General features: G+C 72.8%; 11 protein-coding genes. 7 read left to right on the top strand and 4 right to left on the bottom strand.

Annotation, left to right across the window (positions count from 1 at the left end; all coding sequences use genetic code 11):
- Positions 1-93 precede the first annotated feature (93 nt).
- Entirely contained in the window at positions 94-1,116 is a 1,023-nt protein-coding gene (locus tag ATL41_RS02965; RefSeq protein WP_098457135.1) for a PAC2 family protein, read from the top strand.
- Positions 1,117-1,121: 5 nt separating this feature from the next.
- Here the strand turns inward: ATL41_RS02965 and ATL41_RS02960 are convergent, their stop codons facing one another.
- Entirely contained in the window at positions 1,122-2,039 is a 918-nt protein-coding gene (locus tag ATL41_RS02960) for a spermidine synthase (RefSeq protein ID WP_098457134.1), read from the bottom strand.
- Between the two features lie 84 nt (positions 2,040-2,123).
- On the opposite strand from ATL41_RS02960, the gene ATL41_RS02955 reads away from it, so the two are divergent.
- From ATL41_RS02955 to ATL41_RS02945, 3 genes are all read left to right on the top strand, one after another.
- Positions 2,124-2,633, top strand: a complete 510-nt coding sequence (locus ATL41_RS02955; protein ID WP_143556554.1) for an SAV_6107 family HEPN domain-containing protein — start codon at positions 2,124-2,126, stop codon at positions 2,631-2,633.
- 77 nt (positions 2,634-2,710) lie between these two features.
- On the top strand, positions 2,711-3,865 hold the full coding sequence (dinB, locus tag ATL41_RS02950) for a DNA polymerase IV (protein ID WP_245854588.1): 1,155 nt from the start codon (positions 2,711-2,713) through the stop codon (positions 3,863-3,865).
- Between the two features lie 106 nt (positions 3,866-3,971).
- Complete coding sequence (locus ATL41_RS02945; protein ID WP_098457131.1) at positions 3,972-4,367, top strand: DUF3040 domain-containing protein; 396 nt, start codon at positions 3,972-3,974, stop codon at positions 4,365-4,367.
- Positions 4,368-4,526: 159 nt separating this feature from the next.
- On the opposite strand, the gene ATL41_RS02940 is transcribed toward ATL41_RS02945, so the two are convergent.
- Genes ATL41_RS02940 through ATL41_RS02930 form a run of 3 tightly spaced genes read right to left on the bottom strand, consistent with a single transcriptional unit; the run spans position 4,527 to position 9,123 of the window.
- Complete coding sequence (locus tag ATL41_RS02940; RefSeq protein WP_169924484.1) at positions 4,527-6,824, bottom strand: transglutaminase TgpA family protein; 2,298 nt, start codon at positions 6,822-6,824, stop codon at positions 4,527-4,529.
- Between the two features lie 5 nt (positions 6,825-6,829).
- The gene (locus ATL41_RS02935) at positions 6,830-8,143 is read right to left on the bottom strand and encodes a DUF58 domain-containing protein (RefSeq protein WP_098457129.1); all 1,314 of its coding nucleotides are present in this window, start codon (positions 8,141-8,143) and stop codon (positions 6,830-6,832) included.
- Positions 8,140-9,123: an AAA family ATPase gene (locus ATL41_RS02930; RefSeq protein WP_098457128.1), complete on the bottom strand. Its 984-nt coding sequence runs from the start codon at positions 9,121-9,123 to the stop codon at positions 8,140-8,142. Before ATL41_RS02930 ends, ATL41_RS02935 begins: the two co-directional genes overlap by 4 nt.
- A 384-nt stretch (positions 9,124-9,507) precedes the next feature.
- Between ATL41_RS02930 and mraZ the strand changes: the two genes are divergently transcribed.
- The 3 genes from mraZ (at position 9,508) to ftsL (ending at position 11,594) form a co-directional block, all read left to right on the top strand.
- A complete protein-coding gene (gene mraZ, locus ATL41_RS02925; RefSeq protein ID WP_098457127.1) occupies positions 9,508-9,975 on the top strand; it encodes a division/cell wall cluster transcriptional repressor MraZ in 468 nt (155 codons plus the stop codon).
- Positions 9,976-10,170: 195 nt separating this feature from the next.
- Positions 10,171-11,175, top strand: a complete 1,005-nt coding sequence (gene rsmH / locus ATL41_RS02920) for a 16S rRNA (cytosine(1402)-N(4))-methyltransferase RsmH (protein ID WP_098457126.1) — start codon at positions 10,171-10,173, stop codon at positions 11,173-11,175.
- Positions 11,172-11,594: a cell division protein FtsL gene (gene ftsL / locus ATL41_RS02915; protein ID WP_098457125.1), complete on the top strand. Its 423-nt coding sequence runs from the start codon at positions 11,172-11,174 to the stop codon at positions 11,592-11,594. The genes rsmH and ftsL overlap by 4 nt, the downstream gene beginning before the upstream one ends.
- Positions 11,595-11,598: the final 4 nt, after the last annotated feature.

Raw genomic sequence — 11,598 nt, 5'->3', positions numbered from 1 at the left:
GTGGCCTCGGGAATCAACCGGCACCGGGCGTCGTTGGAACGTGTGCGGCCCGCACGAGCGGGCACGCAGCCGACGACACCACAGGAGGAGCCGGTGCTCGACCCGCAGGACATCTACCACCTCGACGCTGACGTCGCCGCCAGCCTGGCGAGCGGCCCTGGCGCGGACGGGCCTGTCCTCATCCACGTGCTCGACGGCTTCGTCGACGCGGGGAGCACCGCGGAGCTGACCTCAGACCACCTGCGCGACCGCCTCGAGGCTCGTCGTCTCGTGACGTTCGACGTCGACCAGCTCCTCAGCTACCGCTCGCGCCGCCCCGTGATGGTCTTCGACGAGGACCACTGGGCCGACTACGACGAGCCGCGGCTCGTCATCGACCTCGTGAAGGACGCGGAGGGCACCGGGTTCCTCCTCATGCACGGCCGCGAGCCCGACCTGCAGTGGGAGCGCGTCGCAGCGGCGGTCCAGGGGCTCGTCGACCAGTTCGGCGTGAGCCTCGCGGTCGGCGTCCACGGCATCCCGATGGCGGTCCCGCACACGCGGCCCGTCGGGGCCACGACGAGCGCCACCCGAGCCGAGCTTGTCGGCGTGCAGCCGCGCATCTTCGGCCGGGTCTCCGTACCCGGGAGCTTCGGCGCCCTGCTCGAGCGCCGCCTGGGCGAGGCCGGCGCGGACGCCATGAGCTTCGCGGTGCACGTGCCGCACTACCTCGCACAGGGGCAGTTCGCCCCCGCAGCGCTCGCGGCGCTGCGCCGGATCGAGGTCGCGACGGGCCTCGACCTCGACGCCGAGGCGCTCGAGGAGGCGGCGACGGAGTCGCTCGAGGAGATCGCTCGGCAGGCGTCCGAGTCCGAGGAGATCCTCGGCGTCGTGCACGCGCTCGAGCGTCAGTACGACGCGTACGTCGAGGGTGTCGGTCGCACGAGCCTCCTGGCTGAGCCTGTGCCGATCCCGACGGCCGAGGAGATCGGTGCTGAGTTCGAGCGCTTCCTCGCCGAGCAGACGTCCGCCTCGTTCGACGGCGGCGGCAGCGAGGGCGACAACTCCGGCCGTGACGACGACTCGGCGCCCGACGACTCGGTGCCGGGCGACTCGGTCGAGGACGACGAGGGCTGACGCCCTCAGGCGGCCGCAGGGTCGGGCGGGTCGACGAGAGGCGCTGCTCCCGCGCTCATCGTGGCGAGCTCGTCGCGGCCGAGCCGTGTCGCTGGCACGGGCAACACCCGGAGCGGGCGGTCGACGTCGCTGAGCCAGGAGCGTCGCTGCGCGCCGTCGGCGCCGGCGCGCGCGGCGACGAGGACGAGGTTGCCGTAGCGGCGACCCTTGAGGACCGCAGGCTCGGCGACGAGCGCCACGTCGCGCCACGGTGAGCGCACGCCGTCGCTCTCGGGCGAGACCTCGCGCGCGGCGAGAGCGGTCGCGACCTCAGCACGGGTGAGCGCGAGCGGAGCGCGGTCGGCGATGTTGGCGAGGTAGATCCCGCCCGGTCGTACGACGCGCGCGACCTCGGCGAGGAACTGCTGCGTCGTGAGGTGCGTGGGGGTGGTGTCGGGTGCGAACGCGTCGCGGATGACGACGTCGACGCTCGAGTCGCGCAGGCCCGCGAGGCCTTCGCGACCGTCCTGGGCGCGCAGCCGCAGCTCGGGCGCACGCGGGAGGCCGAACCAGCCGCGGACGAGCTCGAGGAGCGTCGGGTCCGGGTCGAGAGCGAGCTGGCGGCTGCCAGGACGAGCCGAGGCGACGTACCGGGCGAGAGAGCATCCGGCGGCGCCGACGTGGACCACCGAGAGCGGGCCGGCGGGGAGCGCATCGATCAGGCACGCCATCTGCTGCATGTACTCGAACGCGAGGACGGTGGGGTCGTCGAGGTGGACGTACGAGCTCGGGACGCCGTTGACGTGCACGGTGACGGCGCGCGGGTCGTCGCGGTCGACCTCGAGCTCGACCGTCCCCGAGGCGATGTCGACGGGCCCGACCGGCAGGTCGGCGCCCTGCGGTGTCAGAGGGACGTGGTTGTGTCGACGTGACGAACGAGCCATGGCTCAACCGTACGGGCACAGCACGGAGCCAAGGGTTGACGCGATCGAACAGATGTTCGATCATTGAGGTGGGAGGTGGAGGACATGACGACGATCCACAAGAGCAGCGGTCCGGCCGCCGGACGGCTCGTCCTTGCCTACCCCTCGACCGTCTCCCCGGTCCGCGCCGACGCGGAAGGTGCCGAGGCTCGCGTCGGCCGTGCAACTGGCCGCCTCCTCGAGCGGTGCGACGCCGAGATCCTTGCGGCCCAGCTGTCGAGTGACCCGGCCGACACCTTCCTGCACGCCCACTTCGCCGCGCTGCGCGCCGCTGGTGCGATCCTCGAGGCGCGTGGGCGCGCCAAGGTACGCGGTCGTGGCCGGAACGTCTGGCAGCTGGCGGGAGAGTTCGTCCCCGAGCTCGCCGAGTGGGTCCAGGTCTTCTCGAGGTCGGCCCGCGTGCGGGCTGCGATCGAGGCGGGCGACCTCTCCGCCGTCGACACCGCGGTCGCGGAGCAGGCGCTCGCGGCTGCCGAGGACTTCCGTGACGCGGTCGCCGTCCTGCTCGCGGGTGACGCCACGGGCGCTCGCCGGGCGGTCGTGAGGGCCTCGTGAGCCGGGGGCCGCGGGCGTCGGTCCGTCCCGGGCAGTGGGGTACGTCCGACGACGGCTGCCACATCCTGCATGTCGACATGGACGCGTTCTTCGCCTCCGTGGAGCTCGTCCGCCAGCCGCAGCTCGTCGGGCGGCCGGTGATCGTCGGTGGCGGCGAGCGGTCCGTCGTCCTCGCCGCGACGTACGAGGCGCGAGCGTTCGGGGTGTCGTCGGCGATGCCCATGGCACGCGCTCTGAGAGCCTGCCCCCAGGCAGTCGTCATCCGCCCGGACCACGCCGCCTACCGGGAAGCGTCAGCAGCAGTCATGGGGATCCTCCGTGACGTGACGAGCGTCGTCGAGCAGGTCAGTGTCGACGAGGCCTTCCTCGACGTCCGTGGGGCCCGTCGCCGTCTCGGACCGCCGTCGGTCATCGCCGCCGACATCCGGTCCCGGGTCGCGGCCGAGCTCGGCCTGCCGTGCTCCATCGGGGTGGCGAGCTCGAAGTTCGTCGCGAAGATCGCCTCGGTGCACGCCAAGCCTGACGGGCTGCTCGTGATCCCGGCGGCAGCGACCGTCCCGTTCCTCCGCTCGCTGCCCGTCGGGGCGCTCTGGGGCGTGGGCGGCAAGACCGAGGAAGCGCTCGAACGGTTCGGCATCACGACGGTCGCCCAGCTCGCGGACACCGACGTGACGCTGCTGCAGCGGGTCGTCGGCAAGGCCTCGGGTGCCCGGCTGCACGACCTTGCCTGGGGGAGGGACCCGCGGGCCGTCGAGACGACGCAGGTCGAGCGCTCGATCGGCGCCGAGGTGACGTTCCGCGAGGACTCGTCCGAGATGTCCCAGATCGAGGCCCGGTTGCTCGAGCTCGCTGACCGCTGCGCGACCAGGCTCCGGCGCCAAGGTGTCGTCGGGCGCGTCGTCTCCCTCAAGGTGCGCACGAGCGACTTCCGGACCCTCACGCGCTCACGGACCCTCGGCTCGCCGACCGATGTCGCACGGGACGTCTACCTCGTCGCGCGAGAGCTCTTCTCCGGTGTCGACCTGCGAGGGCTGGACGTGCGTCTCGTGGGCATCCGGGTCGAGGACCTGCGGGAACGTGCCGGGAGCGTGAGCCAGCCGACTCTCGAGGACGCCGTCCTCGAGACGAGCCAGGGGCGCCGGGACGCCGAGGCCGCGCTCGACCTGGTGCGAGGAAAGTTCGGCAGCGCCGCGATCAGCCTCGGAGCCTCCGGCCTGCGCCGCTCCTCCTGAGCCCGAGAGCGCAGCGGTGCTCGGAGCCGTGCGACTACCGCCGCCCAAGATCTCGACCTATCCTTGAGGTGGAACAGGTCCGGCGCGTCGACACGAGGAGGTGCTCATGCCGCTCTCAGAGTATGAGCAGAGGGTGCTCGAGCAGATGGAGCAGCAGCTGTACTCCGAGGACCCCAAGCTCGCGAACGCGATGTCGCCCACGGCGCCGCGCTCCGGCATCCGGTTCGTCCTCGCCGGCGCAGGCGTGATCGTCGGTGTCGTCCTCCTCATCGTCGGTGTCATGACGGACCTCCCCGCAGTCGGGATCATCGGGTTCGCCGTCATGTTCGGCGGAGTCGCCTACGCCCTCCTGCGCCCCACCGCCAAGAAGGGCCCGCTCGGCACCGTCGACGCCCACGGCAAGATCTCCAAGACGCCCAAGGCCGCGAAGAAGCGCGGGTCCGGAGACTTCATGAGCCGCCTGGAAGAGCGCTGGGACCGCCGCCGCGACGAAGGTCTCTGACCCTCACCTCCCCGGGCAGCCGGGGGAGCGCATCGCCCTGTATCTGGCCTGCACCCCTCTCGCGCCCAGCCCCTGGCTGTGCTCGACGAGCTGACCGGCTCGCCTCGCTGGCGCCACCCCGGGCTTCCCTCAGCGAATTGACCGGCCCGCCCCGCAGCCTCACGCCCGTGGGCCGCCCCGATCAGCGTCCCCGACCGTCGAGCCAGGAGCGCCGCCCGCGTCGGCCGGGTTGGTCCGGTTCTCGGCAGCGGCGAGCGCCGACACCCGCGCCTGCACCTCGTCGAGGGCAGCCCGCACGAGCCCGTCGAGCTCCTCACGGTCGGCCGCGGGCGCCGCAGGCGCGTACCGCGCGACCTCGACGCGCCGAGCCACCTCGCCAACAGCCTCGCCCCCGGGAACAACGTGGGCGGCCGTAGCGCGCAGCGTCGCGGCAGGGTCGATCTCGATGCCGCCCGTGCGCGCGGCGCGCACGATCGTCGACCACGCGTCCTCGACGTCACGTACGTGGACGTGCACCGCGCGGCGACGTACGAGCATCACGGTCAGGCCCGCCGCCACGACCAGCACGACGAGGAGCGACGCGACGAGCGCCCCGTTCGCCCCTGACGACGAGGACGTCGCCGCCGTCGCTGTCGCCGTCGTGCTCGTCCCCGAGGTCGTGCTGCTCGTCGGGCGCTGCGACGTGCTCGTCGGCGTCGGCGTCTCGGTCGCCGTCGGGGTGGGGGTCTCCGTCGCGGTCGCCGCGTACGTCGGCAGCGCACCCGACTGCAGCGCCGGCGTCGGCTCGAACCGCACCCAGCCCACGTCGTCGAAGTAGATCTCGGGCCACGCGTGCGCGTCACGCCCGCGTACGACCGCGACGCCGTCGGCACCCACCGTCCCGGGGAGGTAGCCGATGCTCATGCGCGCTGGGATGCCGAGGGTGCGGGCCATGATCGTCATCGCCGACGCGAACTGGACGCAGTACCCGGTGCCGTCCTGGAGGAAGTCCCATACCGCGTCGTCCGACGTCGGCGCGGGCACGCTGAGCGAGTAGTTGAACTCCGGGCTCGTCCGGAGGTAGTCCTGGAGAGCCACGGCGGCGTCGTACTGGTTGTCGACGTCGCCTACGACGGAGTACGCGAGACGCGCGATCTCGGGCGCGTGAGACGTCTCCGGGACCATCAGCTCGGGGTCCGCGAACCGGTTGGGGAAGCCCTGCGAGGGCTCCAGCGGGGACCCGGCCCGCAGCCGGTCGGGGTCGAGGTTGCGCGGCATGACCGTCATCTCGAGCGAGTCGCCGCTGCTGAGCCTGTCCGCGACGTCGACAGCGTCGCGGCTGGCGTCGTAGCTTATCTCCCGGTCCGACGTGATCATGCGCGGCTCGAGCGGTACCGGCACGGTCGACGAGGCGAGCCCCTCGAACTGCATGCGGAGCGCGAAGCTCGTCGCTGAGCTGCCCTCCGCGAGCGAGGGCCACAGCAGGTCGCCAGGGCGTGCCGGCTCGGTGTCGGGGTCGGACGGCAGCCACTGGCGGCCGTCGAAGTCGAGGAGCGACGTCGTGCGCAGCGGCCCGACCGGGGGAGCACCCTCGGACACCGTGTAGGTGAGCACCTCGCGCGTCGACTGCTCCTGCAGGCTCCTGCGCAGGTCGAGGTCGTCCGTCAGGTTCGCGACGCCCGTCCTCAGGTCGGGAGCGCTGACCGCGCCGCGCCAGGGGAGCGACGGCAGGACGAGCGACACCGCGAGGCCGGCTGCGACGACCGCCGTGACCGTCAGGCCCGCTCCGGCGACAGGGATCGCTGCTTCGCGCGCTGTCGCGCGTCCCGTGCGTGCGGTCGCGACGGATGGCCGGTCGACGGCGAGCAGGACGAGCAGGAGAGCGGTCACCGCGACGACCGACCACGTGGCGACGTCGCCGACGATCATGAGCGACGGGAGCCAGAGCAGCGACGTCGCGAGGCCGGCGAGGGCGGGGACCCGCACCGCGACGAACATGTCCATGAGGACGAGCACGAGGCAGGCACCCGCGGCGAACAGTGCCACGATCGCCTCGAGCGGCTGGATCGGGGCGATCGTCGTGACCGCGATCTCCTCGACCGTGCGCGCGAGCCGCGCGAGGCCCCGGAAGTTCTCGAGAGTGACCACGGGGTCGAGGTCGCCGCTCGTCGCGCGCGGCGCGCTGCCGCCGAAGCGCGCGGCGAGCAGCCAGAGCCCGGCTGCGAGTCCGGCGAGCGACGGGGTCAGGCTGGCGGCGGTGCTGACGTCCGGTCCGGCCCAGCGCCGCAGCGCGAGACGCGCGGCGACGATGACCGCGGTGACGATCGCGAGGATCACCCCGACGGTCCAGCGCCACGCCCCTGGCTGGATCAGCCCGTCGAGGCCCGCGACGCACGCGACCGTCATAGCGAGGACGACCGCGCCCGAGGCGACGACCTTGCCGGGCGTGGGGATGCCCGACGGCGTCGGGGCGCTCATCCGGGTCATCGATTCCCTCCCGTCAGGTCGTCCCAGGCAGACACGAGGTCGCTGCCCACGGGCAGGAGTGCTGCACGCCAGCCGTGCTCGAGCAGCGTCGGTACGGAGTCCGAGGTGCCGTCCGCCGGGACGACCATGGCGTAGCGCCGTGACGCCGTCCCGCCGACGACGGCGAGCGGTGCCGTCTCGTCCCTGCTCGTCGCCGCGGTCACGGCGATGACGATCTCACCGAGCTGGCTGTCGCCCACGAGGCTCGAGAGCACGTCGTCTCGCGTCCCTGACGTCTCGTCACCGGGCTCACGGCGGCCCGCGTCGACCGTCAGGTCGAGCAGCACCGCGCGGCCCTGCGCGTCACGCGAGCGGACCCAGCGCGCGCCAGCCTGCCCGTCGCCCCCGCGCAGGCCGGCCTGGGCGGTACCGCCGTCGGACAGGACGAGGCGGACTGGGTGGCCAGAGTCGAGGAGGTTGACGGCGACCGAAGCCGCTACCGACACGGTCCACTCGAGCGCCACATGGTTCTGCGAGCCGGGCTCGGTGTCGCTGTCGAGCGACGCGACGTCGAGGATGACGAGGACGGGCGCCTGGCTCGCGCCCTCGCTCGTGCGGACCATGAGCTCGCCGTGGCGGGCCGCGCTGGCCCAGTGCACGCGGCGCAGGTCGTCGCCGGCCTGGTACGTGCGCAGCGACGTGTCCTCGTCGCTCGGGTCGTTCGCGCCGGCGCGCAGCGGCGTGAGGCCGGACCGGGCACCGGTGTCGCTGATCGTCCCGGACAGCAGGGACGGCCAGACGGTGAGCGGGACGGCGTCGCCCACCTGCTCGGTCGCGGTCGCGAGTCCGAGGGCGTCGTAGCGGCGCGTCGCGAGCGGGCCGACGGGCCAGCGGCCGCGCTGCCGGGGGCGGAGCGTGTACTGCAGCGACGTGCCCCGAGAGGTGGGTGTGACCGCGGCGCGCAGGACGGTGCTGCCACGCAGCGCTGCGGGGACGGCCTCGCCGAGGTTGAGCGCGCGGGACGCCGCGACCGACCAGGGGGTCAGGTGCGCAGGGCCGACCTCCGTCGTGACCGACACGTCCTGACCAGCGTGCGCGGGCGTCGGCTGGAGGGAGCGACGCACGCGGAGCCGTGGCGCGAGCGGCCGGGCTCGCAGCGCGAGCCAGGACACGACGGGGGCGACCCCCACGACGCACCCGGCGAGCGCGACGGCCGACAGGTCGACGACGTGCCCGCCGACAGCCAGCGCGCCCCCTGCAGCCGCAAGCCCCACCCCGCGGCCGGTGAGCCGGACGCGGGCCGGCGTCAGGCCTGCGGGGTGCACGGTCACGAGGCGTGGTGCGGGTTCGGGACCGGGACGGAGGCGAGCACGTCGTCGACGACGGACGCGGTCGTCTGCCCGCCCGCGCGGGCCTGCGGGCTCAGGATGAGGCGGTGGCACAGGACGGGGTGCGCGAGAAGCTGGACGTCGTCCGGGATGACGTACTCGCGTCCCGACAGGGCGGCGACGGCCTTCGCGGCACGCAGGAGCTGGACCGAGGCGCGCGGTGACGCGCCGAGCCGCAGCGCGGGCGTCGATCGCGTCGCGGCGACGAGGTCGAGGATGTAGCGCTTGACGGCGGTCGCGGCGTGGATGCGGTGGACGGTCTGGACGAAACGCTCGATCGTCGCGGCGTCGGTGACCTTCTGGACGGAGTCGAGGGGATCGCGCCCCTCGCGGCGCTCGAGCATCTCGAGCTCGGCCTCGGCGGTCGGGTAGCCGACGCTCAGGCATGCCATGAAGCGGTCGCGCTGCGCCTCGGGCAGCGGGTACGTGCCCTCCATCTCCACCGGGTTCTGCGTCGCCACGACGAGGAACGGGCGGGGGAGCGAGTAGGTGCGGCCGTCGACCGTGACCTGGCCCTCCTCCATGCACTGCAGGAGCGCGGACTGCGTCTTCGGGGAGGCGCGGTTGATCTCGTCGCCGATGACGATGCTCGCGAAGATCGGTCCCGGACGGAACTCGAACTCGTGCTGCTGCGCGCGGTAGATGCTCACTCCGGTGAGGTCGCTCGGCAGCAGGTCCGGGGTGAACTGGATGCGGCCGACGCGCCCGTCGATCGCGCGGGCGAGCGCCTTGGCGAGCGTCGTCTTGCCGACCCCGGGGACGTCCTCGAGGAGGATGTGGCCCTCGGCGAGCATCACGGCGATCGTCGTGAGCACCACCTCGGGCTTGCCCGAGAGCACTCCAGAGAGCTGTTCGCGGATCCCGTCGCACGTGGTGGTGATCTCCCAGAGCTCCTGGGTGCTCGGAACTTGCGTCGTCGTCACGGTTCCTCCTCGTCGGCTGGGTGAAGCCTAGAGGAAACGCACCCGTGCGAGGCATTCGTCCCCAGGGTGATTCGTGCGGGACTCGTCCCGACCCGGAGCGGGCTCAACCGCCCCTCCCTGGCGGGCCCCCACTTCGCTCCACCACAGCCCCCGGCGCGGGGAGCGGGTACCGGCTTTCTGCGGCCGCGCACGCCCTTCTCAGGCGGCAGTCGGCGTGGCAGCTGGCTACGGCGGCCGCTGGCGCGATATTCCCTCCACTTTCCTCCATCGCTCTGACCTGCGGCTTTGTCGCGGCGGAGCGCGCATTGCGCGCTGGATGTCGTTGACGGTGGAGGAATGTGGAGTACTGTGGGGCCATCGGGAGATGGAGGGAGGTGCATCCGCATGGGCGCTGAGTCGTTCACGGGCGCGCCGAGCCTCCTGCTGGGCACCTACAACCCGCGTCTCGACGACAAGGGGCGGCTCATCCTCCCGGCCAAGTTCCGGTCGCAGCTCGCCTCCGGCCTCGTGATGACCCGCGGCCAGGAGCACTGCCTCTACCTCCTCCCGATGGACGAGTTCCGCCGGATGTACGAGCAGATCCGCCTCGCCCCGATCACGAGCAAGCAGTCCCGCGACTACCTCCGTGTCTTCCTCTCGGGCGCGAGCGACGAGATCCCCGACAAGCAGGGCCGCATCTCCATCCCCGCGCCCCTGCGCGAGTACGCGAAGCTCGACCGCGACGTGGCCGTCATCGGGATGGGAACCCGCGTCGAGATCTGGGACGCCGCCGCCTGGGACGAGTACCTGGCGAGCCAGGAGTCCGGTTATGCCGACACGGCCGAGGAGGTGCTGCCTCCCTTCCCGTTCTAGGACCCGCGCAGCCGTACGTCTCGGCCTCCTCCCGCCCCATCTGGCGCACCTTCCCCGGTGCCAGCGGGGTCGCGGTGGGAGACCTGGTCGGGCGGCTGCTCAGCACCACCGACCTGCCCCGTCCACCTGCACGAACCCCACCTGCACGACCCGCACCGCGCTCCCGGGCGACGACCAGCAACGAGAGGAGAGCTCATGGCGAACGACCCGCGTCCGACCGAGGACCGCCACGTCCCCGTGCTCCTCCAGCGCTGCGTCGACCTCCTCGCCCCCGCGCTCGCGGCTCCCGGCGCCGTCCTCGTCGACTGCACCCTCGGCATGGGCGGCCACACCGAGGCCGTCCTCGAGCAGCTCCCCGCGGCGCGGGTCGTCGGGATCGACCGTGACACCCAGGCGCTCGAGCTCGCGTCCAGGCGGCTCGAGCGGTTCGGCGACCGGTTCACCCCTGTGCACGCGGTCTACGACGAGATCGCCGACGTCGTCGCGGACCAGGGCCTGAGCAAGGTCCAGGGCGTCCTCATGGACCTCGGCGTCTCGTCCCTCCAGCTCGACGAGGCCGACCGCGGCTTCGCGTACGCGCAGGACGCGCCGCTCGACATGCGCATGGATGCCACCACCGGTCTCACGGCGGCCGACGTCCTCAACACGTACGGCGAGAAGGACCTCACGCGCATCCTGCGGGAGTACGGCGAGGAGCGGTTCGCGAGCAAGATCGCCCGTTCGATCGTCCGACGCCGCGAGGAACGCCCGTGGACGCGCAGCGCCGAGCTCGTCGACCTCGTGCGTGCTTGCATCCCCGCCGCGACCCGCAAGACCGGGGGCAACCCGGCCAAGCGCACCTTCCAGGCGCTGCGGATCGAGGTCAACGGCGAGCTCGAGGTGCTCTCCCGCGCGGTCCCCGCTGCGGTCGAGGTGCTCGCGGTCGACGGGCGGATCGTCGTCGAGTCGTACCACTCGCTCGAGGACCGCATCGTCAAGCGGACCTTGGCCCGCGGGGCGACGTCGAGCGCCCCGCCCGGGCTACCGGTCGAGCCCGAGACGCACAAGCCCTACCTCGAGCTGCTCACCCGCGGCGCGGAGGAGGCCCGCGGCGCGGAGCTCGAGAGCAACCCGCGATCAGCCTCCGTCCGGCTGCGCGCCGCGCGCCGGACCCGACCGACCCCTGACCACCTTCTCGACCGTACGGCGGTGCACCCATGAGCTCGAGCGCAGCGCCCGCACGCGTGCCTTCCTTCGCCCCCTCGGTCCGGCGGGCTACCGCCCCCGCGCCCGCGCAGCCGACGCCCGACATCCATCTCGTCGCGGCCCCGGCGCGGTCGCGCAGCCGGGTCCCGTTCGTGCTGCTCTGCATGGCGGTCCTCGTCGCGGCGCTCGTGAGCGTGCTGCTGCTGAACACGGCGATGGCGCACGGCGCGTACGAGGAGCGTGACCTGCAGTCGACGATCGCTCGGCTCGCCGAGCAGGAGCAGGCGCTCCTCGCGGACCTCGACGCGAAGTCGTCCCCGGGGGCGCTCGCCAAGCGGGCCCGCGAGCTGGGCATGGTCCAGGACTCGACCCCCGCGTTCATCGATCTCGGCGCCGGAAAGATCATCGGGGCGCCCGCCCCGGCGAAGAAGTAGGACG

Origin of the sequence: Flavimobilis soli (genome assembly GCF_002564025.1) — a bacterium.
In the GTDB taxonomy this organism is placed as follows: domain Bacteria; phylum Actinomycetota; class Actinomycetes; order Actinomycetales; family Cellulomonadaceae; genus Flavimobilis; species Flavimobilis soli.
Note: the sequence above shows the minus strand (reverse complement) of the source record. Positions and strands in the feature narration are given on the sequence as shown.